At 61.6% G+C, this 24,148-nt stretch carries 22 protein-coding genes; 17 read left to right on the plus strand and 5 right to left on the minus strand.

Going from position 1 to position 24,148, the window contains the following annotated elements:
* The first annotated feature begins 151 nt into the window (after positions 1–151).
* On the plus strand, positions 152–655 hold the full coding sequence (locus DevBK_RS15640; protein ID WP_317186123.1) for a hypothetical protein: 504 nt from the start codon (positions 152–154) through the stop codon (positions 653–655).
* Positions 656–795: 140 nt separating this feature from the next.
* On the opposite strand, the gene DevBK_RS15645 is transcribed toward DevBK_RS15640, so the two are convergent.
* The 4 genes from DevBK_RS15645 to DevBK_RS15660 are packed head-to-tail and all read right to left on the minus strand — an operon-like array spanning position 796 to position 4,189.
* On the minus strand, positions 796–1,380 hold the full coding sequence (locus DevBK_RS15645) for an AAA family ATPase (RefSeq protein ID WP_317186124.1): 585 nt from the start codon (positions 1,378–1,380) through the stop codon (positions 796–798).
* A complete protein-coding gene (locus DevBK_RS15650) occupies positions 1,377–2,126 on the minus strand; it encodes a glutamine amidotransferase (protein WP_317186125.1) in 750 nt (249 codons plus the stop codon). The genes DevBK_RS15645 and DevBK_RS15650 overlap by 4 nt, the downstream gene beginning before the upstream one ends.
* A gap of 52 nt (positions 2,127–2,178) precedes the next feature.
* Complete coding sequence (locus tag DevBK_RS15655) at positions 2,179–3,195, minus strand: LacI family DNA-binding transcriptional regulator (protein WP_317186126.1); 1,017 nt, start codon at positions 3,193–3,195, stop codon at positions 2,179–2,181.
* A 31-nt stretch (positions 3,196–3,226) separates the two neighbouring features.
* On the minus strand, positions 3,227–4,189 hold the full coding sequence (locus tag DevBK_RS15660; RefSeq protein ID WP_317186127.1) for a hypothetical protein: 963 nt from the start codon (positions 4,187–4,189) through the stop codon (positions 3,227–3,229).
* 136 nt (positions 4,190–4,325) lie between these two features.
* Here DevBK_RS15660 and DevBK_RS15665 point away from each other — a divergent pair, with 136 nt between their 5' ends.
* From DevBK_RS15665 to DevBK_RS15740, 16 genes are all read left to right on the plus strand, one after another.
* Positions 4,326–5,669: an amidohydrolase gene (locus DevBK_RS15665; RefSeq protein WP_317186128.1), complete on the plus strand. Its 1,344-nt coding sequence runs from the start codon at positions 4,326–4,328 to the stop codon at positions 5,667–5,669.
* A complete protein-coding gene (locus DevBK_RS15670; protein WP_061909732.1) occupies positions 5,669–6,622 on the plus strand; it encodes a nucleoside hydrolase in 954 nt (317 codons plus the stop codon). Before DevBK_RS15665 ends, DevBK_RS15670 begins: the two co-directional genes overlap by 1 nt.
* A gap of 25 nt (positions 6,623–6,647) precedes the next feature.
* On the plus strand, positions 6,648–7,697 hold the full coding sequence (locus DevBK_RS15675) for a BMP family protein (RefSeq protein WP_317186129.1): 1,050 nt from the start codon (positions 6,648–6,650) through the stop codon (positions 7,695–7,697).
* Positions 7,698–7,756: 59 nt separating this feature from the next.
* Positions 7,757–9,301: an ABC transporter ATP-binding protein gene (locus DevBK_RS15680; RefSeq protein ID WP_317186130.1), complete on the plus strand. Its 1,545-nt coding sequence runs from the start codon at positions 7,757–7,759 to the stop codon at positions 9,299–9,301.
* Positions 9,298–10,395, plus strand: a complete 1,098-nt coding sequence (locus DevBK_RS15685; protein WP_317186131.1) for an ABC transporter permease — start codon at positions 9,298–9,300, stop codon at positions 10,393–10,395. The genes DevBK_RS15680 and DevBK_RS15685 overlap by 4 nt, the downstream gene beginning before the upstream one ends.
* Positions 10,392–11,342, plus strand: coding sequence for an ABC transporter permease (locus DevBK_RS15690; protein WP_317186132.1), 951 nt, complete (start codon positions 10,392–10,394; stop codon positions 11,340–11,342). The genes DevBK_RS15685 and DevBK_RS15690 overlap by 4 nt, the downstream gene beginning before the upstream one ends.
* Positions 11,339–13,201, plus strand: a complete 1,863-nt coding sequence (locus DevBK_RS15695; protein ID WP_317186133.1) for an adenine deaminase — start codon at positions 11,339–11,341, stop codon at positions 13,199–13,201. Before DevBK_RS15690 ends, DevBK_RS15695 begins: the two co-directional genes overlap by 4 nt.
* Positions 13,202–13,203: 2 nt before the next feature.
* Positions 13,204–14,556, plus strand: a complete 1,353-nt coding sequence (gene guaD, locus DevBK_RS15700; protein WP_317186547.1) for a guanine deaminase — start codon at positions 13,204–13,206, stop codon at positions 14,554–14,556.
* A gap of 15 nt (positions 14,557–14,571) precedes the next feature.
* Positions 14,572–14,832 (plus strand): hypothetical protein, encoded by a 261-nt coding sequence (locus DevBK_RS15705; protein ID WP_062629109.1) that lies wholly within the window; start codon positions 14,572–14,574, stop codon positions 14,830–14,832.
* A 52-nt stretch (positions 14,833–14,884) separates the two neighbouring features.
* Complete coding sequence (locus DevBK_RS15710) at positions 14,885–15,829, plus strand: sugar-binding transcriptional regulator (RefSeq protein ID WP_317186134.1); 945 nt, start codon at positions 14,885–14,887, stop codon at positions 15,827–15,829.
* 107 nt (positions 15,830–15,936) lie between these two features.
* Complete coding sequence (locus DevBK_RS15715) at positions 15,937–17,247, plus strand: sugar ABC transporter substrate-binding protein (RefSeq protein WP_317186135.1); 1,311 nt, start codon at positions 15,937–15,939, stop codon at positions 17,245–17,247.
* 221 nt (positions 17,248–17,468) lie between these two features.
* The gene (locus DevBK_RS15720; protein WP_317186136.1) at positions 17,469–18,341 is read left to right on the plus strand and encodes a sugar ABC transporter permease; all 873 of its coding nucleotides are present in this window, start codon (positions 17,469–17,471) and stop codon (positions 18,339–18,341) included.
* A gap of 185 nt (positions 18,342–18,526) precedes the next feature.
* Positions 18,527–19,357 carry a carbohydrate ABC transporter permease gene (locus tag DevBK_RS15725; protein WP_061909716.1) on the plus strand — a complete coding sequence of 277 codons (831 nt, stop codon included), beginning with the start codon at positions 18,527–18,529 and terminating at the stop codon, positions 19,355–19,357.
* A 13-nt stretch (positions 19,358–19,370) separates the two neighbouring features.
* Positions 19,371–20,369 carry an ABC transporter ATP-binding protein gene (locus tag DevBK_RS15730; protein WP_317186137.1) on the plus strand — a complete coding sequence of 333 codons (999 nt, stop codon included), beginning with the start codon at positions 19,371–19,373 and terminating at the stop codon, positions 20,367–20,369.
* 126 nt (positions 20,370–20,495) lie between these two features.
* On the plus strand, positions 20,496–21,968 hold the full coding sequence (locus DevBK_RS15735; RefSeq protein WP_317186138.1) for a mannitol dehydrogenase family protein: 1,473 nt from the start codon (positions 20,496–20,498) through the stop codon (positions 21,966–21,968).
* A gap of 54 nt (positions 21,969–22,022) precedes the next feature.
* Entirely contained in the window at positions 22,023–23,609 is a 1,587-nt protein-coding gene (locus DevBK_RS15740; RefSeq protein ID WP_410494086.1) for an FGGY-family carbohydrate kinase, read from the plus strand.
* Here DevBK_RS15740 and DevBK_RS15745 read toward each other — a convergent pair whose 3' ends face one another.
* Complete coding sequence (locus DevBK_RS15745; RefSeq protein ID WP_317186140.1) at positions 23,610–24,140, minus strand: peptidylprolyl isomerase; 531 nt, start codon at positions 24,138–24,140, stop codon at positions 23,610–23,612. It abuts the gene before it with no gap.
* Positions 24,141–24,148 lie beyond the last annotated feature (8 nt).

A 24,148-nucleotide genomic window follows, 5' to 3' on the forward strand; every position in this document is an offset into this window, starting at 1 on the left:
CCAATGGTACTAAGTCTCAAGACTTGGGAGAGTAGGTCACTGCAAGGTCTGCTAAAAACACATCCCTCTCTACGATAATCATAACAAAAGCCCCGGTTCGAAAGAACCGGGGCTTTGCTGTTTCTAATGCGATGAAACCGGAAGCACAGCGATGAACGCTGATTTTTCAGCCCAATGCGACAAGTGCTTTGCTCTATGCTGCACTGCGCTCGCTTTCTCTCGTGGCTCTCAATTTGCTCACGATAAGGCCGCCGGCCAACCCTGCCATAACCTAGATGCCGCCTTTCGCTGCACCATTCACGCGCGTCGGGAAGAGCTTGGCTATGAGGGGTGTGAGGCATTTGACTGCCTCGGTGCCGGTCAGCGAGCCTCGGCCATCTTTGCTGGTGAAAACTGGCGCCGCGATCCGACTATCGCGCGGCGCCTCTATGCCAGCTTTTCGCTGCTGCTCCGCGTTCAGGAAATGCGCCGGGCACTCGAGACCGCTGCGGACCTCGAAATCGGCAGGACGCTGCACGAGCGACGGCTTGCCCTCCTCGACACGCTGAACGCGCAGGGCGAGAGCCTTCGCGAAGACATTTCCGACGAGGCGAGCGCGACGCTCAAAGAGTGCCGCGCCTTCCTCAAGAGCCTCGCGCCGCTGCTTTCGGCCTAGGGCGTGTGGGGATTCCGTGATGCCGGACTGCAAACGGCGATTTTCTGCGCTTCCGTTGCTCACGTACCCGAACGTACGCTCCGCTCCGGTTCTCGAAAACCACCTTTTTCGCCTCGTCCTGACGTAAATCCCCAAACGCCCTAAACCAGCTTGCCGCTATCCAATGCGACCATGATCCAATCGCGATATTTTTGGTCTTTGCCTGAGATCTCGGGCGTCACTTTGCTCGCCTCTTCCATGAAAAAGCGATAGTCCCGCCCGCGTTCCTGGCCGGCTAAAGTGTGCATATCTTTGGCGACGTCGATGATCTCTGGCGAAAGTTCACCCAATTGCGTGCCGCGAATGGCCCAATTGACCATATCGTCGCTGGTTCGATCCTTTTCGGACCCGGCCAGAACCCGCACGGCATGGGCGGCAAAGAGGAAGCGATCACCCGTTGGCCGATCATAGCGCTTGTGTTGCTGATAGAGCGTCTCGACCAGAACCGGTGCCTCGGGCCTGCCGAGGCCAATATCTTCCACCGCAATGACACAGAGCCGCGACCAGAGCTTTTCTTCCATCTCCGGGCTCGTGCGAAACATCTCCCAGGCGAGCAGCAGTGCATTATCAACGAGTGCGCGCCGGATCGATTTTTGCAGCGCTGAAATCACCTCATCGGCTGCAAAGCCGCCAGCCGTGGTCGTCCGCTGCCATGGATCCTCTGGTTGCTTGACGGTGATGCTCATTTGCCCGCTGCCCAATCGCAAAGCTGGGTCCAAAGACGATTATAGCCGGCCCATTCGACGAAAGGCGGCGGGGCCCAATGCGGGCCGCAATCCGACGCGAAGGCAACGCTTCGGCCCTTGCCGAAGTCTCCTGCGACGATCAGCGGATCATTGCCGACACTTGCGACGACATCGCCACCTGTCTTAGCCGCAAAGCGGTTGTAACCCAGCAAAGCCGGCCACTCGGCCTCGAGCTCCGCCACGATAGCATGTCCCCCATTCTCGACCTTCGGCACGACGCCTTGCGGCGCCTCTACGCGATCATCGCCGCGCTCGATGGTCACTGGCAGCGCTTCTTCGATAGGCGAGCCCGCATATTGTGCCTTCGCGTCGATCCCCTGGAAGGTCAGGTAGCCGCCGACCATGACGAGACCGCCGCCCTGCGCCACATAATCGCGCACCGCTGCGAGCCGGTTTGGCAGAACTTTGGAGCGCGCAAACGTATCGGGATGGAGGAGCAGCGTACTGGCCCCGATATCAGAGAGGAGCACGCAGTCATAGGTGGCAAGGTCTTCGACCGTGAACGGAAAGTCTCGCGCCGCGACATGGGCGGGCTGATAGGTCACGTCCCAGCCACCGGCTTCGAGCGCTGCCTTGAGCCAGCGGACGCCCTCGGCATATTCGGTGGTCGTAAAGCTATCGAACCCCTTCTGGTGGATGGAATGCACCGTCCAGGATTCCCCAGCGATCAGAATGCGTTTGCTCATGGCATGGCCTCATGTTGGCGCGGGGCAGTGGTTTGCCGCCCGCGTGAAAAATTCAGGTTGGGTCGGCGTGCTGCGCCGGCGGCGCGACGGAATTACGGATGACGAGCTCGACCGGCAGCCGCGTTTCGTCAGGCGGCGGCGTCCCTTCGAGCAGCGCAAGCAAATGTTTGACTGCCAGTTCGCCCATGGCGCCGACCGGTTGGCGAATGGTCGTCAGCGGCGGATCGACGAGTGCGGCGAAAGCCATGTCGTCGAAGCCGACGAGGCTGATGTCGTTGGGGATAGAGAACCCGAGGGCTCGCACGGTCTGGATGACGCCGATGGCGATATAGTCGGAACAGGCGAGAATGGCTGTCGGCCGCGAGGGCGCTTCGAGCAAAACCGATGCGGCCGCCGCGCCATAGTCGCGGCTATAATCGCCGAGAAGGACCCAGCCGGGACGGATCGAAAAACCGGCTTCGTCCATGGCGCGGTTATAGCCGGCGAGGCGTTCGTTGACGCTCATCAGCCGATGCGGCCCGCCGATCAGCGCGATATCGCGATGCCCATGCTCGATGAGGTGCCGTGTCGCCAGATATGCTCCCTCGGCATTATCGACGAAAACGCGGGGCAGGTTGACGCCTTCGATATCTTCGTCGAGCACGACGACATTGGTGCGTCCGGCCAAGAGCGCGGCCAGCGTGCCGTCGTCGACGCGGTTGGTCATCATGATGAGGCCATCGACATGGCTATCGGCCATGCGCCTGATGGCCTTCACTTCCGCGTCCGTGTGGCCTTGGGTCGAGGTGATATAGACCGAATAGCCACTCGCATGCGCCTGGCGCTCGACCGCCGCCGCAAGCTCGGCAAAGAATGGGTTGGCTATATCGGGGGTGACGAGCGCAATCGCTTCGGATTTCCCGGTCGAGAGCCGCCGCGCCAGGAGGTTGGGGCGATAGTCGAGCTTGGCGATCGCTGCATCGATCCGGTCCCGCGTCGCCTGCGGCAGATCGATGCGATTGTTGAGATAGCGCGAGACGGCCGTCGGGGAGACGCCGGCTTCGGCCGCGACGTCGCTCAGGGTTGGCATGGTGCCTCCGCGCTTTGAGACGGCATCCGAGTCACACCGCCCATCCCATGACCATGACAGGCGCGTCGGGTGCGATCCGTGACAGCACTTCGCGGGTGCTTGCGGTATAGTCGACAGCGCCGCCGCGGACGGTCCCGAGGCTGGCGCCCAAAATGTCGGTATAGCCATAGCCATGGGCCAGAAGATCGATCTGCGCCGATTGCACCGGATGGATGGTCGGGTTGAAGGCGACGCTTTCAATGGCGGTGCCGGTGACCGCGGCGCCATCGCGTAGGTGCAGCGTCAGGGCGCCGGGGCATTTGCTATAGGGCGAATGGCTGCGCCGTCCTGCCGCGAGCAAAGTCTTGGCGGCGGGGGAGACGCTATCTTCCTCGAAGCGCAGATTGGGCCAGAGTTCGCGTCCGGGCACGGCGCCGCGCTCGCCGAGATAGGCCGGGTCGAACGGCCAGGGATAAAGGTCGCTGAGTTTGAGCGTGTGGCCCAACGGATCGATCAGCTCTAGCCGATCGCTAGCGGCATATTCAGCGAGGCATTGCCGGCAATGGGCGCAGGGATGGGCTTCGCCAATGGCGATCACGGCGATATTGGTGCCTCGGCTCATGGCGCGGGTGAAAACAAAACCCTCGCCATGGAGCGTATAGCCGAGATGCGTCGTCGGGAATTCGACATTGCCGCCGAGGATGAGATTGCCCGTCTCGGTTTCGAGGCCCACAGCGCCGACGTGAAAGTCGGAAATCAGCGGCTTAGCAATTTCTCGCGCTGCCAGATCGAGCAGCAGGCACATGAGATCGCGCTCGGACTGCAGTCCAAAGCGGCCAACGAGTTCGCTGACCACTGAAGCCGGAATGACCCCGCCTATATTGTCCTGCGGCTGCGATTTTGCAGGCGCGATTGCCGCAAGGATGGCATCGGCAATCGCCGCCTTTTCGGTTTCGCCGATCTTGCCAAGCCGCGCGGGGACAGCCGAGTCAGCGGCAAAAGGATTGACGCTCATCGGGTTTTTGCCGAGAAATTGTGCACAAGTCCTGTGCGGCGCAGGCTTGTGCAAATTGGGTGCGATAGCATTTGACAATCCCCTCGAAACCATCGTTAGATCGGCTATGTAAAGCGCTTTACCAACGATAGGTCAAATGGGTTCTACACTCCTCCGCAATGCGACCGTCCTGACTGTGGATGAGGTCAATACCGTTTATGCCGGTGGGTGGGTGGCATTTCTCGATGGTCGGATCAGCGGTGTCGGATCTGCGAATTTGTGCCCGAACCCCGATGATTTCGACGTGGTCCAGGATCTCTCGGGGCATTTGGTCATGCCCGGTCTCATCAATGCGCATACTCATTCGGCCATGGTGCTGTTTCGCGGCCGGTCGGAGGGGCAAAGTCTTCTCACCATGGAGGGCTGGTACAATTCCATCCGGGAGCCGGAGCTGTCGCTGGTCTCGTCCGATATCGGTCCGGCCGTTGCGCTCTCCTGCGCCGAGATGGCGCTGAGCGGTACGACGACGTTTTGCGATCAATATTTCTTCGCCGAGGAAATCGCCGCCGCCGTCAAGGATGCCGGGCTCCGCGCTGTCATCGCCTATGGCATTGTGCAATTGGGCGACAAGGAGCGTGGCGAGGAAGAACTTGCCAAGGCGACGGACTTTCTCCGCCAGCAGCGTTCGTCCGACGGTCGGGTCATTCCCTGGTTCGGCCCGCATGCGCCCTATGTCGATAATACGGAAGATCTGCTCCTTGCCGAAGTCGCCGTCGCCAATGAATTCGGCGTCGGCTTGCATCTCCATATGGCGTGTGGCCCCGAAGACAATGAAGAGACCGAGCGGCGCTATGGCACGACGGCGGCGGTTGCGCTCGAAAAGCTCGGCTTTTTCAATGGCCGCATCCACGCAGCGCATTGCCTTGATCTGAGCCCCGAGGACATCGCGGTTTTCGCCCGCGCGCCGCACGCTTCAATTTCCCACAATGCGACGGCCGGGCTTCGTTCCGGCCGCGAGGGCATTTGCCCGGTGGTCGATCTCAAGGCAGCGGGCGTCACTGTTGCTCTCGGCACCGACAATGTCGCGGCCAACAATGGCTATGACATGATCAACGAGATGCGGATCGCGGGGCTCGTCGCCTCGCATCGCGAAAGGACGGCGCAGCCAATCTCCAGTGCTGAGCTCGTGCGCATGGCCACCATCGAGGGCGCCAAGGCGCTGGGGCTCGACCATGAGATCGGCTCGCTCGAAGTCGGCAAGGCCGCCGATATCATCGCGATCGATATTTCTGGTGCAGGCTATTCCGAGACACCTGACATCGAGACGCTGCTGGTCTATTCCGGAAGCGGACGGGATGTGCGCCATGTCTTTGTCGCCGGCGAGCAGCTGGTGCAAGATCGGCAGCTCCTGCGTCGGCCCTTGTCCGAGATCAGGGCCGAGTACTCAAACACCTATAGGGATTTCTGGGACCGCGTCGCAGCGGCTCGGAAAGTGGCATAATGGCAAGAAAACTCATTCTCGATACCGATGGCGGCGTCGACGACGCGCAGGCCCTGATGATGCTGATCGCCAATGGCAAGACGCCGGACGCGATCACCACCGTCTTCGGCAATGTCGGTCTCGATGCGGCAACGCGCAATATTCTCACCGTGCTCGAAGTTGCGGGCAAAGGCTCGGTGCCGGTCCATAAGGGTGCCGATCGTCCGCTGACCCAGCCGGTGATCGACGCGAAATATATCCACGGCGAAGACGGTCTCGGCGGCGCCCCGCGCCCCGCAAAGATTCCGGAAGTCGCCAGCACCGATGGCGTCGGCTATCTCGTTGAAACCTTCCGCGCCGCCGCCAAGGCCGGCGAAAAGGTCGATATCCTGATGATCGGCCCGCTGACCAATATGGCGCTCGCCCTTCGCTTGGCGCCCGATATCGTTCCCGGCATCGGCCAGCTCACCATCATGGGCGCTACCGTCTATGGCCGTGGCAACACCACGCCGGCTGCCGAATTCAATATCTATGCCGATCCCGAAGCCGCCGCGATCGTCTTTGGTGCAGATGTCGAAACGCTCGTCGCGCCTTGGGAGCCCTGCGTCACCCATTTCATGACCGGTGATGAAGTCGAAGCGCTCCTTGCCGAAATTCCGGACAGCCCGGAAAAGACTTTTTCCGCCGCGCTTGTCGACCATGCGCGCAAGACCACTGTCGGCTATGGCGGGCCCGATCATTTCCGCTTCGTCGATCCGCTGGCCATTGCCGCTGTTATCGAGCCGGAGCTTGTGACCAAGACCATTCGTGCTTCCGTCGATGTGGCGCTTGCGCCGGGCATCGCGCGCGGCATGACCGTGGTCGATCCTTCAGGCCGCCTCGGCACGCCGATGGTGACCTTGATCGAGGAAGCAAAGGTCGATCGCCTCGTGGCGCTCTACCGCGCGTCCGTTGCCTACCGCGCCACCGCCTGACCCAAGCCTTAAGGGAGCTTCGTCAATGTCCACCCCAACCTTTACCCGCCGCGCCTTTGCCGGCCTCCTTGCCGCCGGTCTCATGACCTCGGTCTCGGCTGGCGCAGTTTTCGCCCAGGAATATACCAAGGAAAACCCGCTCAAGGTTGCCCTCGTCGTCCATGGCAATCTCGGCGACAAGAGCTTCTTTGATTCCGCCGCGGCGGGTCTGGATCGGGCCGAAGCGGAGCTCCCGGTCGATGTCACTGTCATCGAAGCCGGCAATGATCGTGGCCGCTGGCAGCCAGCCCTCGCCGATGCCACCGACCAGGGCTATGACGTCGTCATCGCCGGTACCTGGGAAATGACCGGCTTCATGGCCGAGCTCGCGCCGGACTATCCGGAAACCAAGTTCATCGTTTTCGACGACGCGCCTGATTTCACCGCCGGAAATCTCGGCAATATGCTCGCCATCAATTATCGCGTGTCGACCGCCGCCTACTTGGCCGGTTATGCCGCCGCCAAGATTTCGACCACCGGCAAGCTCGGCGAAATCCTCGGTGTCGAAGGCGCGACCATCCTCGAATTCGCACTCGGCTTCGAGCAGGGCGCCAAGGCCGCCAATCCGGATGTACAGGTGACCCGCGCTGTCGCTGGTTCCTTCACCGATCCGGCCAAGGGCAAGGAACTGGCGCTCGCCCAGTTCGCCCAAGGCGTTGACGTGGTCTTCCCGATTGCCGGCGGCACCGGCATCGGCGCGCTCCAGGCCGCCCGCGACGAAGGCAAGCTTGCCGTCGGCGTCGATAGCGACCAGGCCGAAATCTTTGCTCCGACGGATCCGGCCCAGGCCGATGTGATCTTCACCTCGGTCGAAAAGAAAGTTGGCGATTCCCTCTTTACCGCCCTGCAGCAGACGCTCGATGGCACTGCGCCCTATGGCACCAACCTGATCCTCGGCCTTGCCGATGGCGCCGTCGGCATCGCCAAGAACAGCTACTATGAAAAGCTCGTCCCCGCCGATGTCCGCGCCGAAGTCGACGCCGAGGAGGCCAAGATCATCTCCGGCGAAATCACCGTCGACAGCGCCATGAAGTAAGCGTTCCGGCCCCGCCTGTCCCTCAGGCGGGGCTTTTTCTATTCCAGCGAGGAGACGCCATGGCGCCGCTGCTCGAAGCCATTTCCATCGGCAAGACTTATCCCGGCGGCACCGTCGCTAACGACGGCGTCAATCTTACTATCGCGGCAGGCGAAGTCCATGCCGTCGTCGGCGAGAACGGGGCCGGCAAATCCACGCTGATGAAGATCCTTTTCGGCATCGAACAGCCCGATCGCGGCGAACTGCGCCTCGATGGCAAGCCCGTCTCCTTTGCCAATCCGCGCGATGCCATCGACAATGGTATCGGCATGGTGTTCCAGCATTTCTCGCTGGTGCCGTCCTTCTCGGTCTATGAAAACGTCGTGCTCGGCTCCGAGCCGCGCAATGGCATCAAATTCGACCGCCAAAAAGCGATCGAAGAGGTGCGCGCGCTTTCCGAAAAATTCCGCCTCGCGGTCGATCCTCTGCCGCCCGTTGGCCAACTCCCTGTCGGCCAGCAGCAGCGAGTGGAAATCCTCAAGGCGCTTTATCGGAACGCGCGCATCCTCATTCTCGACGAACCAACCGCCGTTCTTGCACCCCAGGAAGTCGAAGAGCTGTTCGTCGCCGTCCGCGCCCTCGTCGCGCAGGGCCGCACGGTCATCTTCATCGCCCACAAACTGCCCGAAGTCCTCGCCATTTCCGATCGCATCACCGTCATGCGCGCCGGTAAGACGGTCGGCTCGGTGAACGCCAAGGAAGTCACCGAGCAGAGCCTTGCCACCATGATGGTTGGCCGCGAAATTGCCCTACGTGTCGATCGCGCCAAGGGCCGCGGCGATCTCGCCTGCGAGGTCAAGGCGCTCAAGCTCACCGCCGAAAGCGGCGCCCCGATCGCCGAAGACCTCAACCTAAAAGTGCATCAGGGCGAAATCCTCGGCCTTGTCGGCGTCGAGGGCAATGGTCAGGCGGAACTCCTCGAAGCCATTGCCGGCCTCCGCGCAATCGCCGATGGCGTCGTCTATCTCAATGGCGACAAGCTCAACCCGCTCTCGACCCTCGAACGGCGCGAGCGGGGCCTTGCCAGCATTCCCGAAGACCGTATCGCGCGGGGCCTTGCGACCGGCGCCACCATCGCCGAAAACCTCGTCGCCACCCGCCTGGCCGACAAGCGCTATGTCCGCAATGGCCTCCTCGATTTGAAAGCCATCAAGGCCCAGGCCTTAAAACTGATCGAGCGCTATTCCATCCGCGCCGGCGGTCCCGGTTATCCCGTCGGCACGCTTTCGGGCGGCAATATGCAAAAGGTCGTCGTCGCCCGCGAACTCTCCGAGCAACCAAAACTCCTGCTGGTCAATCAGCCGACCCGCGGCGTCGATCTTGGCGCCACCCAGTTCATCTGGAAGTCCCTCACTGAAGCGCGCGATGGCGGCGCCGCGGTGCTTTTGAGCTCTGCCGATCTCTCCGAACTCCTCGCGCTGTCCGATCGCCTCGTCGTCTTTTATCGCGGCAAGATCGTCGCGGCCTTCGTCAATTCCGATGACCTCACCGCCGAAACGCTGGGCACCTATATGCTCGGCCTGTCGAGCCAGGATCCCGAAACCATGCGGGCAGCCCTCCAATGAGCCAGAACTCTCCTTCCCGCTGGGCCATGATTGGCCGCGAAACCGGTCGCGCCCTCACCGCCGTCGTCATTGCGCTGATCGTTGCCCTCGTCGTCATCCTTCTTACCTCGGCCGATCCCGGCGCCGCCTTCCAGACGCTGCTTACAGCGCCGCTTTCGTCCAACCGCACCATGGGGCTCTGGATCGACGACGTCGCCAAACTGACGCTGACCGGCCTTGCCTTCAGCGTCGTCTTTCAGGCCCGGCAATTCTCCATGGGCGTGCAGGGCCAGGTCTATATGGGCGGGCTCTTTGCCGCGCTCATCGCCATGTCGCCCATCGGCGCCACGCCGATGGCCATTCCCGTCGCCATGCTCGCCGCCATGTGCGCGGGCGCCGTCTATGGCTTCATCCCCGGCTATGCCAAGGCGCGGTTCGGTGCGAGCGAGATCGTCTCGTCGCTCATGCTCAATTACATCGCCATTCTTATCGTCAATTACCTGATCCGCGCCCACCTCGCGCCGCAGGGTACGGGCCAGTTGGCGACGGCGAAATTCCCCGATACCGCGATCTATCCCGCCATTCTCCCCGGCACGCGCTTCGATCTCGGGCTTCTGGTGGCGCTGGTGGCCACTTTCGTCGTCTGGTTCCTGCTCTACCGCACCAATTGGGGGCTCAAACTGCGCCTCGTCGGGCACAATCCGAAATTTGCCGAATATGCCGGCATCCGTTCGAGCTTCATCATGGTCTCGGCCATGACCGTCGCCGGTGCCTTTGGCGGCCTCTTGGGCTCCGTCTTCGTCCAGGGCCGCGCCTTCGGCAATCTGGCGCAGAATTTTGACGGCAATCTCGCTTTCGAAGGCATTCTCATTGCCATCGTCGCGCGCTCGCGGCCGCTTGCCGTGCCCTTCGTGGCGCTGGCTTATGGCTACCTCCGTCAGGGCGCCCAGCTCATGGGCATCCGCACCGATGTGCCCACCGAAATGATCTCGGTCGTTCAGGCCATCATCATCCTTCTCGTTGCCTCGTCCTTCTCGCTGCCGGGCAAAAAATTCTTTGCCAATCTCTTCGGCCATAAGACGACACCAGCCTCCGCAGCGGAGGCCGCGAAATGATCGAACTCCTGATGACGGTCTTTTCCGCGACCTTCTTCGTCACGGTCATCCGCACCACGACGCCACTGCTGTTCGCGACCCTTGGCGGGCTCATTTCCGATCTTTCTGGCGCCCTCAATGTCGCGCTTGAAGGCATGATGCTGATCTCGGCGCTCACCGCCGTCATCGTCTCGGTCTATGCGCCCTGGTATGTCGCCGTGCTGTCCGGCATCTGCGCCGGCGGCATGCTCGGCGCGCTCATGGCTTTCTTCCATCTGCGCTTGAAGGCCGACATCATCCTCGTCGGCTTCGCCGTCAATATTCTGGCGACGGGCGGCACCGTCTTCGCGCTCTCCCAGGCCACCGGCGGCGACAAGGGCACGTCGATCAATCTCCAGTCCAAGGCCGTCCCCGCGGTCAATCTCTCCTTCCTGGACGCGGTCCCCGTCATCGGGCCGACCCTCCGCAGCCTCCTGTCGGGCCATTCGATCCTTTCCTGGCTCGCGCTCTTCATGGTCTTTGCGGTCTGGTATTTCCTTTACCGTACGCCCTATGGCCTTTGGCTGCGCGGCGTCGGCGAATATCCGGCGGCCCCAGAAGCGGCGGGGATCAACGTCACCAAGGTGCGGGCTTGGAGCCTTGTTGCCTCGGGCGCTCTTGCCGGCATCGGCGGCGCGCAATTGGCCATGTTCAACTATATTGGCTTTACCCGTGACATGACCGCCGGCCGCGGCTTCATCGCGCTCGGCGCGGTGCTCCTCGGCGCCCGCCACCCGGTCGGGGCCATGCTTGCCGCGCTCCTCTTCGGCATTTTCGAAGCGCTTGCCGTTGTCATGCCCAATCTCTTCAATTGGATCCCCGGCGAAATGATCCAGACCATTCCCTTCGTGGTCACGGTCCTTGCCCTGATCCTTTTCAGCTATCGCGCCCAGCGCGCCCGCCAGATGCGGATCCTGACCAAGATATGACCCTCCCCGACGACCTCATCCTCTCCGCGACCGATGAGGTCGCCATCCGCCAGCATCTCCTGCTGGTATCTTTGGGCAAAAAGCCGGCCGATCTCGCCGTGGAAGTCGGTCGCCTCCTCGCCGTCCATGCCAATGAATGGATGGACAATCAGGAGATCATCATCGCCGGCCGCCGCGTCGCCTATGTCGGCCCGGTGGGCTCCTATCGCGGCGAGGTGGCCAAACGGGTTTCCTATCCCAGCTTCTCTGCCGTACCCGGCTTCGGCGAAGTCCATAAGCACATCGAATCCACCCACATCACGCCCGATTTCGAGGCCGAGCTCGTCCTGCCGCGCGGCAATACCTGGACCTGTGAAGCGAGCCACGAATTCGCCAACGTCAATGGGCCGAAAAATATCGAATTCTGGGAAAAGGCCCGACGCGCCGGCTCGCCTTTAAAAGTGTTCATTCAGCCTGGTTCAGCCGTGCCGCCAACGCCATGGGAGCAGTCGGGCGGCTATTTCGGCTATGATGAGCAGAAAGAATTCCTCTCGGAAAACCTCTCGGTCACCAGCCTCGACGAAGTCATGGATTGGCCCTCGGTCTGGGATCCCACCAATCCGGGCTACGCGCGCATGTGGGGCATGATCCGCGCGACGTTCGAAATGCGCGGCGTCGTCGAAGGCCACGGCAATGGCCTCACCGATCTCCACGACATTTCCGCCTTCGCCGCTGCCGGCCTCTCGTCGGATCACGAAGTCTGGGCGCTCGAAGAAACTTGGGACCGGCTGCTGCGTGGCCTTTTCACCGAACTCCGCCCCTTTTCTTATGACGCCATAATTCCCGGCCTCATCGAAAAGTGCCTCAAGGACTGGTCCAATATCGCCTTCACGACCGACGATCGCAGCGCCAGCGATACGCTGCGCGATGGCGCCACCGACCATAACGTCCGCCACGCGATCCACTATGGCTTGGCACCCGAAATCGCCATCCAATGCGCCACCATCAATCCGGCGCGGCATATGCGCATCGATCAATGGGTCGGCTCGATCACGCCGGGACGCTATGCCGACATAGTGCTTTTGCGCGACGTCCCCTCGATCGACATCGCCCACGTCTATTCCGATGGACGGCTAGTGTCCGAGGGCAAGACCTATACCGGCCCAAAAACCCGCATCGACTGGCCCGATTGGGCTTCGGGCTCCGTCAATATCGGCCGTACGCTGACCGCCGCCGACTTCGCTATCCAGGCCGAACCCGGCCGCACCACCATGCAGGCGGCGATCTCCCGCCCCTTCGCCTGGAACGAGGATTTTGCCGTCGAGACCCTCCCGGTAGAGAACGGCGAAGTGCAGCGCGATCCGGCAAAACTCATCACAAAATGGTCGATGACTGATCGCTACCGTGGCGATGGCGCGGTGGCGTCCATGTTCTGGACCGACGTCGGCCCTGCTGATCCCGAAACCGCCCTGTGCTGCTCGGTCGCCCACGATAGCCATAATATCTGGTGCATCGGCTCTTCGGACGAAGCCATGGCGAAGGCTGTTAATCGCCTCGCCGAAATCGATGGCGGCTATGTCCTCGTCCATCGCGGCGAGGTCGTTGCCGAACTGCGCCTCGAAATCGCCGGCCTCATGACCGCGCGCCCCGCCGAAGCGTTCGATGCCGATATGAAAGCCTTTCTTGCTCGCGCGGACGAGGTCGACTGGGTCTATGCCCCCGCCGCCATGAACCGCTGGAAACCGGGCTTTCCTGAATTCCTGATCTTTGCCACGCTCACCTGCTCGCCCTGGCGCTGGGTGCTCGTCGCCCCATCCGCGCTTTGCCCCGAGGGCTTTGTGAATGTACAAACGGGCGAGACACACAAAATAGTCTGGTGAACATGGATATCAGCGGCACAGGTATTATCGGGACCTTCTTCCATGCGCCGACGCGCGAAAAGCTTGAGGTGCTGGAGAATGTGCTGATCCGCGTCGATGACGCGGGCACCATCACCGATATTCACCCGGCCGGGGATTCCATGCGGACCCTCGTCGAGGCCGAGCTTGGCGATCGGCTCTATCGTCTGCCCGATGGCCATTATGGCCTCCCTGGTCTCGTCGATCTACATATCCACGCGCCGCAATATCCCCAGCTTGGCCTCGCGCTCGATGAGCCGCTCGAAGTCTGGCTGCAGAAATATACGTTCCCGCTCGAAGCCAGATATGCCGATCTCGACTTCGCCCGCGAGCGCTATGCGGTCCTCGTCAGCGATCTCCTCGCCACCGGCACGACGACGGCCCTCTACTTCGCGACCCAGCACGAAGCCGCGACAAAGCTCCTCGCCGATATCTGCATCGAAAAAGGCCAGCGCGCCCTTGTCGGCAAGGTGGTGATGGATGATCCCGCCGCCTGTCCCGAAAATTATCGCGACGAGAGCGCTGAAACCGCGGTGGCCGAAACCCGCGCCGTCATCGAGCATATCAGCAATCACCCCGATAACGGGGCAGGGCGCGTGCTCCCGGTGATCACGCCGCGCTTCATTCCCTCGTGTACCGATGAAGCCCTGGAGGGCCTTGGTGCACTGGCGGAAGAATGCGGCTGCCACGTCCAAACTCATTGCTCGGAAAGCGACTGGGCCCATGGCCATGTGCTCGAGCGCTACGGCAAAACCGACGCGGCTGCCCTCGACGCCTTTGGCCTTCTGACGCGCAAAAGCGTTTTGGCCCATTCCAATTTCCTCACCGACGAGGATATGGACCGCCTCGCCAATCGCGGCGCCGCGGTGGCCCATTGCGCCCTCTCCAACATCTACTTCGCCAATTCCGTCTTCCCGCTTCGGCACGCGCTCGAAAAGGGCGTCCATGTCGGTCTTGGCACCGATATTTCCGGCGGACCCTCCGCTTCGATGTTCGAAGCGGTGCGCGTGACGGTCCAATCCTCCCGCATGCTGGCCGAAGGCACCGATCCCTCGCTTCCGGCAAACGAGCGCGGCCGCCCCAACTCTGCCGTCGATCTCATCACTGCCTTCCATCTCGCCACAGCTGGCGGTGGCATCGCGCTCGATCTTCCCATCGGCCTCATCGCCCCCGGCTACCGCTTCGATGCCCTCGCTATCGACACCACTGCCCATACCGGCGCCATCCGCCTCTTTGGCGAAACCGACCCCAATGCCATCTTCCAAAAACTGATCTATGGGGCCACTCGCCCTAATATCGCGAAAGTGTGGGTCGACGGCCTCGATCGCACCCCTTGATGCCTGAGCCGTCTCATGTCCATGATGGCAAAGGCGATTTGCGGAACGGGTGCCATGGCGACGATGGAGTTCAAGGTTGTGACGGCCAGCTACGATGCTGCCGCCCAGCTCCTCTCCTATACGGCGACGGGCCTCCGCGACGGGCTCCATTTCACCGTGTCCTCGCGCGTCAAATGTTTGAAAGATCCATCGACCAAGGAGCGGCTCCACATGGTCGTGCTCCTCGCCCTCACCGATCATTTCAAGCGCCCCAGTCCCTCGGGACACCGCTGGTAGGGCTTGCACCCGAGCCCGGCTTGGGAATAATCCCCAGCGACAGGTGAGGACCATGGCAGCGCGACAGGACAATTCTGCGACCCGGCTCGACGACGCTGCCCGCGCCGGCTGGCTTTACTATGTCGCGGGCAATACCCAGGAAGAGATCGCGGCCAAGATGGGCATTTCGCGCCAGACGGCGCAGCGCCTGGTCTCGCTCTCGATCAGCGAGGGCCTCATAAAAGTCCGGCTCGACCATCCCATTGGCCGCTGCCTCGACCTCGCCCAGCGCCTCACCGATCGGTTCGGCCTCGTCCAATGCGAAGTCGTGCCGTCCGATCCGGCCTCGGGGTCGACCACGATCGGAGTCGCCGAAGCGGGCGCCGCCGAGATCGAGCGCTATCTCAAGAGCACCGACCCCATCGTCATGGCCATCGGCACTGGCCGCACGCTCAAAGCCGCCATCGAGCAGCTCCAGCCCATGGATTGCCAGCACCATAAGGTCGTCTCGCTCACCGGCAATATCGCCCCCGATGGCTCCGCCGCCTTCTACAACGTGATTTTCAACGTTGCCGATACGGTGAAAGCCCGATCCTTCCCCATGCCCCTGCCGGTCATCGCGTCCTCGGCCAAGGAGCGGCAACTCCTCCACACCCAGGCGATGATCGAAGCGACGCTGACCCTTGCCGCACAGGCCCAGATCACCTTTGTCGGCGTCGGCCATCTCGGCCCCGACGCGCCGCTGCTCCTCGATGGTTTCATCACCGAAGCCGAACATGCCGAACTTTTAAAGGCCGGCGCCGTCGGGGAAATCTGCGGCTGGACCTTTGATGCCGCGGGCGAATTGATCGCCGGCCTCACCAATGATCGCGTCGCCTCCGCGCCCATCCCCAACGGCCCCGTCATCGCCCTCGCCATGGGCCGCAGCAAAGCCGCCTCCATCCGCGCCGCCCTCAAAAGCGGCCTCGCCAATGGCGTTATTACGGACGAAACGACGGCCGCACTTCTCCTTCAGTAAGTGAAAATCCCAAAGAGCAAAAATACCCCGCTTGACACTTTCGCTCAGCTGGTGAACATTTGCTCAAGATGAGAGCAAAAACTCGCTCCGTCCTTGGGAGGATATCAATGAAACTCACACCCCTTTTCGCGGGCGCACTTCTGCTTGCCCTGGCTGGCTCGGCTTCGGCGCAGACCCTGACGATCGCGACGGTGAACAATGGCGACATGATCCGCATGCAGGGTCTTTCGAGCGCCTTCACCGAAGAAACCGGCATCGAACTCAATTGGGTCGTGCTCGAAGAAAATACGCTCCGCCAGAACGTCACGACCGACATCGCCACCAATGGCGGCCAATACGACATCATGACCATCGGCACCTATGAAGCCCCGATCTGGGCCAAGCAGGGCTGGCTGAAGCCACTCGATGGGCTATCCGCCGATGCCGAATATGACGTCGACGATCTCCTCCCCGCCATCCGCGGTGGCCTCTCGCTCGATGGCAAGCTCTATGCCGCCCCGTTCTACGGCGAGAGCTCCTTCATCATGTATCGCAAGGACCTGATGGAAAAAGCCGGCCTTGAAATGCCGGAAGCCCCGACCTGGGAATTCATCGGCGAGGCCGCCCGCGCCATGACCGATCGCGCCAATGACATCAACGGCATCTGCCTTCGCGGCAAGGCCGGCTGGGGCGAGAACATGGCTTTCCTCACCGCCATGTCCAATTCCTTCGGCGCCCGCTGGTTCGACGAAAACTGGAAGCCCCAGTTCGATCAGCCCGAGTGGAAGAATACGCTCGATACCTATCTCTCGCTGATGGCCGATGCGGGTCCCGCCGGTGCTTCATCCAACGGTTTCAATGAAAACCTGACGCTCTTCCAGCAGGGCAAGTGCGGCATGTGGATCGACGCCACTGTCGCCGCATCCTTCGTCACCAACCCGACCGACTCGACCGTTGCCGATCAGGTCGGTTTTGCCCAGGCGCCGGACAATGGCCTCGGCAAGCGTGGCAACTGGCTCTGGGCCTGGTCCCTCGCCATTCCGGCCTCCTCGCAAAATGCCGAAGCGGCCGAGAAATTCATCAATTGGGCGACCGACAAGGACTATCTCGCGCTCGTCGCTGAAAAGGACGGCTGGGCCAACGTGCCTCCGGGCACGCGCACCTCGCTCTATGAAAATGCCGACTATCAGGCCGCTGCGCCATTCGCCGCAATGACCCTGGCCTCGATCAATTCGGCCGATCCGACCAACCCGACGGTCAAGCCTGTGCCCTATACCGGCGTCCAGTTCGTCGCGATTCCGGAATTTGCAGGCATCGGCACCAATGTGGGCCAGCTCTTCTCCGCCGCTCTCGCCGGCCAGATGAGCGCCGACGACGCCCTGGCCCAGGCTCAGGAAGCGACCACCCGCGACATGACCCGCGCTGGTTACATCAAGTAGAATCTTCCCGACTGCCGCCTGGCCGATCGATCCCCTCTTTTGGCCAAGCGGATTTTCAAAGATCCGCTCACACCCACCGGGTTTCCCTCGGACTTGATCCGAGGGCCTCCATCCACTCGGTGAATATTGCGAGTGGTCCTCGGATCAAGTCCGAGGACAGAACGGTGCCTGTGAGGAACGCAGCGCAGAACAAGCGCGCGCCGGGAGAAAGTCACAAAAGAATGGCAACCAAACAAACCCGCGCCCTGGCGCGCACCATGATGGCGCCGGCCGTTATCGTGCTCTTCATCTGGATGATCGTGCCACTGGTCATGACCCTGTGGTTCTCGTTCCAGAATTATAGCCTCATCAATCCGATGATGACGGGCTTCGCCGGCTGGGCCAATTACGTCTATGTCATCGGAGACCCCAGCTTCACTCAGTCCCTGATCAACACGCTCCTCCTCGTCGGCGGCGTGCTGTTCATCACCGTGGTGGGCGGCACCTTCCTCGCGCTCTTGCTCGATCAGCCGATCTGGGGTCAGGGGATTTTACGCATCATCGTCATCTCCCCCTTCTTCGTCATGCCGCCGGTTGCTGCGCTGATCTGGAAAAACGGCTTCATGCATCCGGGCTACGGCATGCTCGGGCATCTCTGGAAATTCTTCGGCCTGCAGCCGGTTGATTGGTTCAACCAGTATCCGCTGTTTTCGGTCATCGTCATCGTCGCCTGGCAGTGGCTGCCTTTTGCGACGCTGATCCTCCTCACCGCCCTGCAGTCGCTCTCGGAAGAACAGCGCGAGGCCTCTGAAATGGATGGCGCCAACGCCGCCAATCGCTTCCGCTACATCATCCTGCCGCATATGGCCCGGGCGATTACCATTGTCATCCTCATTCAGACGATCTTCCTTCTGGGCATCTTCGCCGAAATCCGCGTCACCACCGGCGGCGGCCCCGGCTATGCCTCGACCAACATCGCCTTCCTCGTCTTCCGCACCGGTATTCTCAGCAATGACATCGGCGCCGGTTCCGCCGGCGGTGTCGTCGCCGTCATCATCGCCAACGTGGTCGCCATCTTCCTGATGCGCGCAGTGGGGAAGAATTTGGATGCGTAACAATGGCGAGCACCGTCCCTTCTTCACCTCTCCCTCTGGGGGAGAGGTCGCCCCGCTTGGGGCGGGTGAGGGGGCCTTACTTCAACTTGGTGCGTGGGCAAGGCCCCCTCACCCGTCGCTTCGCGCCGACCTCTCCCCCGAAGGGAGAGGTGAGGCTGCGCCTCTTACCGGTGAAAGGACCTAAAATGGCCCGCCGCGTCTCCGTTCAAACCCGCATCGGCTTCACCGTCCTCGCCTGGGTGATCGCGCTTCTGCTGTTCTCGCCCATCCTCTGGACGCTCCTTACCGCCTTCAAGACCGAAGCCGAAGCCATCGCCTCTCGGCCGACCTTCTTCCCGCAGAACTTCACGCTCGAAAATTTCGGCGCGGTGCAGGAGCGGTCGGATTATTTCAAGCACGCGATCAATTCGATCCTCGTGTCCTTCGGCTCGACCATTCTGGGCCTCATCATCGGCATTCCCGCTGCCTGGTCCATGGCTTTCGCGCCATCCAAGCGCACCAAGGACATCCTGATGTGGATGCTCTCCACCAAGATGATGCCCGCCGTCGGCGTCTTGATCCCGATCTACCTGATTTTTCGCGATCTAAGGCTGCTCGACACGGTCCATGGCCTCACCCTGATCATGACGCTGATCAACCTGCCGATCATCATCTGGATGCTCTACACCTACTTCAAGGAAATCCCGGTCGACATCCTCGAAGCCGCCCGTATGGATGGCGCCGAACTCTGGAACGAGATCACCCACGTCCTTGTCCCCATGGCCGTCCCCGGCATCGCCTCGACGCTGCTGCTCAACGTCATCCTCGCCTGGAACGAAGCCTTCTGGACCATCACGCTGACCTCGGGCCGGGCAGGGACGCTCACCGCCTTCATCTCCTCCTTTTCCTCGCCGCAAGGCCTCTTCCTCGCCAAACTCTCCGCCGCCTCGCTCCTCGCCATTGCCCCAATCCTGCTCGTCGGCTGGTTCAGCCAGAAACAGCTGGTGCGTGGCCTGACGTTTGGCGCAGTGAAGTAAAGGACTGAAAAAAATGGGTTCCATCACCCTCGAACACGTCAACAAGTCCTTCGGCGAAGTCGAGATCATTCCCGATATCTCGCTCGATATCGAGGATGGCGAATTCGTCGTCTTTGTCGGTCCGTCGGGCTGCGGCAAGTCGACCTTGCTGCGCCTCATCGCCGGCCTTGAAGACACGACCTCGGGCAAAATCCTCCTAGACGGGCAGGACGTCACCGACGCGCCGCCCGCGCGCCGGGGCCTCGCCATGGTGTTCCAGTCCTATGCGCTTTATCCGCATATGAGCGTGCGCGATAACATCGCCTTTCCGCTCAAGATGGCGAAAATGCCCCAGGCCGAGATCGACAAGAAAGTCGACTACGCCGCGCGTACCCTCAACCTCGGCTCTTATCTCGACCGTCGCCCGCGGGCCCTCTCCGGCGGTCAGCGCCAGCGCGTCGCCATTGGCCGCGCCATCGTCCGCGAGCCCAAGGCCTTCCTTTTCGACGAACCCTTGTCGAACCTAGACGCAGCGCTCCGCGTCAACATGCGCCTCGAAATCACCGAGCTGCACCAGCAGCTCAAGACCACGATGATTTACGTGACCCACGACCAGGTTGAAGCCATGACCATGGCCGACCGGATTGTGGTGCTCAATGCCGGCAATGTCGAACAGTTCGGCTCCCCGCTCGACCTCTATAAGAAGCCCGCCAATCGCTTCGTTGCTGGCTTCATCGGCTCACCGAAAATGAACTTTGTGGACGGCCCGGAAGCCGCCAAGCACGGTGCCCATTCCATCGGCGTTCGCCCCGAACATTTTAAACTCTCGACCACAGAAGGCGCCTGGAAAGGCACGGTCGGCGTTGCCGAACAGCTCGGCTCCGACACCTTCCTTCACGTCCAAACCGACGGCCTAGGCCTGATGACCATCCGCACCGACGGCGACCAGACTTTTAGCCACGGTGACGTAGTCTATCTGACACCCGACCCAACCCGCATCTATAAATTCGACGCTGCGGGCAAGGCCTTATAAGCCTGCCACACAAACAGCGTCATTCCCGCGAAAGCGGGAATCCCTTGTTGCAAACAGGAGAGAGATTCCCGCTTTCGCGGGAATGACGCCGGGGCAGGGCCGGATGTGAAGAATAGGACGACCAGAATGACCAAACTTGCCGCCGCCACCCTGCCGAGCCTCACCACCGCCGCGGTCCCCGGCTACACCCGCGCCGACCTAACCCCCGGCATCGTCCATTTCGGCGTCGGCAATTTCCATCGCGCCCACCAGGCCGTCTATCTCGACGCGCTCTTCAATATCGGCGAGGGCCACGATTGGGCGCTGATCGGCGCTGGCGTCCGCGACACCGACGAGGCCATGCGCCAAAAGCTCATGGGCCAGGATTGGCTAACGACCGTCGTCGAGCAGGAAGCTGACTCCAGCTCCGCCCATGTCACCGGCGCCATGGTGGATTACCTCAAGCCCGGCGATAGCGCGGCCGTCATCTCAAAACTCGCCGACCCCGCCATCCGTATCGTGTCGCTGACCATCACCGAGGGCGGCTACTATATCGATCCGGCATCGCAAAAATTCGATCCGACCCATCCCGACATCGCCTATGACGCCGCCCATTTCGACGCACCCAAAACTGCCTTCGGCCTGATCCTCGCCGGCCTCGTCGCGCGGAAAAACGCCGGTCTGCAGCCGTTCACCGTCATGAGCTGCGACAACATCCCCGGCAATGGCCACGTCACTGAAAACGCCGTCGCAGGCCTCGCTGCCCTGATCGATCCCGCGCTCGCCAACTGGGTCAAATCTTCCGTCGCCTTCCCTAATGGCATGGTCGATCGCATCACCCCCGCGACCTCCGACCGCGAGAAAAAGCTCCTTGCCGACAATTTTGGGATCGAGGACGCCTGGCCCGTCTTCTGCGAAAATTTCAAGCAATGGGTGCTCGAAGATAATTTCCCGGCCGGCCGCCCGGCGCTCGAAAAGGTCGGCGTTCAGTTCGTCCCCGATGTCGCGCCCTATGAGCACATGAAGATCCGCATCCTCAATGGCGGCCACGCAACCATCGCTTATCCGGCCGGCTTGATGGACATCCACTTCGTCCACGAGGCGATGGAGCATCCGCTGGTCGCCGCGTTCCTTAAAAAGGTCGAGACCGAAGAGATCATCCCGGTCGTGCCGCCGGTGCCCGATACCGATCTCAACGACTATTTCGCGCTCTGCGAAAAACGCTTCGCCAATCCCAAGATCGGCGACACGATTCGCCGCCTCGCGCTCGATGGCTCCAATCGACAACCGAAGTTTATCATTCCGACCGCCTTGGATAGGGTCAATGCTAACGGAATGGTAACAGGCCTTGCCCTCGTCTCCGCACTTTGGTGCCGTTATTGCTATGGAACGACCGACAGCGGCGCGGTCATCGAACCCAACGATCCAAGCTGGGATCGCCTCACCGCACAGGCCAAGAGGGCCAAGGATAATCCCGAAGCCTGGCTTGAGATGGCCGACATCTATGGCGACCTCGCGAAGGCCCCAAGCTTCATCGCAGCCTTCACCAAGTCGTTGAATTCATTGTGGTCAATCGGCGCTAAGGCGACGCTCGAAGCCTATCTCGCCGACCGCCTCTAGCCCCGCCCGCTGCCTTCCGCTAAGCTCCGCCCGGGACGGAGAAGCGAGGGCAGCGTGGGGCAAGACCTCCTTGTGGGAGTGGACGTAGGCACCGGCAGCGCCCGTGCCGGAGTTTTCACAGTCGACGGTAAACTCTTGGGCCGTCACGAAAATCCGATCCTGATGCGGCGCAGCGACGCCAACTTTGCCGAGCACGACAGCGAAGACATCTGGACCGCCGTCTGCCTCGCCGTCCGGTCTGCACTCACTCAAGCCAAGGCCGATCCCGCCGAAGTCGTCGGCATCGGTTTTGACGCCACCTGTTCCCTCGTCGTCCGCGATGCGAACGGCGCGCCGGTCACCGTCTCGAAAGACGGAGAAGATCGTTGGGATACAATAGTTTGGCTTGATCATCGCGCTCTCGAAGAAGCCGATGAATGCACCCGAACCGGCCATGAAGTGCTCCATTATGCCGGCGGCGTCATGTCTCCGGAAATGGAAGTGCCCAAGCTCATGTGGCTCAAGCGCCACCTCCCTAAAAGCTGGGCCCGCGCTGGCCATATGTTTGATTTGGCTGACTTTTTATCCTGGAAAGCCACGGGTTCGCTGGCGCGCTCGCAATCGACCCTGACCTGCAAATGGACCTATCTCGGCCACCAGAAGCCAAGCTGGCGTCGAGACTTTCTGCAGCTCGTCGGCCTCGACGATCTCATTGAAAAAGCTGCACTTCCTGACGTTTCGAGCCCGGTCGGCGACGACTTGGGCCCACTGACTGAAGCCGCCGGCGCCCAACTCGGCCTCACCCAAAAGTGCCGCGTCGGTGCCGGCCTCATCGACGCTCATGCCGGCGCTCTCGGCGTCCTCGGCGCCTTCACGTCCGACGTCGAAACCATCGACCGCCATCTGGCCCTCATCGCCGGAACATCGAGCTGCGTCATGGCTTTATCGGCCGAGGACCGTCCGACCACAGGGGTTTGGGGACCATATTTCGGCGCCGTCCTGCCCGGGGTCTGGCTCAACGAAGGCGGCCAATCGGCCACTGGCGCGCTGCTCGATCACATCATCCGCTGGCATGGGGCAGGGGACGAACCGACCCGCGAAACTCACCTCGCCATTTGCCGTCGCGTCATGGAATTGCGCGAAACCGAAGGCCTCGCCCTCGCTAACCGCTTGCACGTGCTGCCAGATTTCCACGGCAACCGCTCGCCCCTCGGCGATCCCTTTGCTCGCGGCGTCATCTCGGGCCTTACCCTCGACAGTGATTTTGACAGCCTCTGCCGCCTCTATTGGCGCACCTGCGTCTCCATCGCCCTCGGCGTTCGCCACATCCTCGAAACGCTGAATACCCGCGGCTATGCCATCGACACCCTCCATATCACTGGCGGGCATACCAAAAATCCATTGCTGATGGAGCTTTACGCCGACGCTACCGGCTGCACCGTCGTCGAACCATCGACGCCCGACGCAACGCTTCTCGGCATGGCTATGGTCGCCGCCAATGCTGCTGGCCTCTATTCGAGCCTTGATCAGGCGTGTCTGGCCATGCAGCAGGGCGGCACGTCGCGGGCGCCCAATCCGGCAGCCCGGTCGCAATTCGACAGGGACTACCGGATTTTTCTCGAAATGCTGAAGCAGCGCCAAGCTATTGACGCTCTGGAATAATCAGGCGCGGCGGACGCGCGTGAATTTCACAGGCTGCTTCTTATATTCATTGCCAGCGCCCGTTTCAGCCTCGGCAAAAATCTTCATCACCGTCTCGCGGCCATCCACCACCTGACCAAAGGCGGCAAAGCCCTGGCCATCGGGATTGCGGCGTCCGCCGAAATCGAGTTCGGGCTGATCGCCGATGCAGATGAAGAACTCCGAAGCGGCAGAACCGACAGCAAAGCGGGCCATCGAAACGGTCATATCCTTATGGGAAAGGCCAGCCATTTCAGTGGTTTCATGGGCAATCGGTGGATAGGGCGCCGGCCGGTCGTCGGTCGTGTGATAGCCCCATTGCACGACTTCGATCTTGTGCAACGATTGCGGGTTCTGATTTTCATAGGTGACGATGCGATAGGCCTCGGCATCGTTGAGCAGGCCGTCATCGACATAGCGCAGGAAATTTGCCGCCGTAACGGGTGCCTTGGCGTCATCGACGGCAATGGTGAAGCTGCCAAGCGCGGTTTCGAGCAGAACTGAAATGGTCACGTCTTTAA

Origin of the sequence: Devosia sp. BK (assembly GCF_032907385.1) — a bacterium.
Taxonomy (GTDB): Bacteria; Pseudomonadota; Alphaproteobacteria; order Rhizobiales; family Devosiaceae; genus Devosia.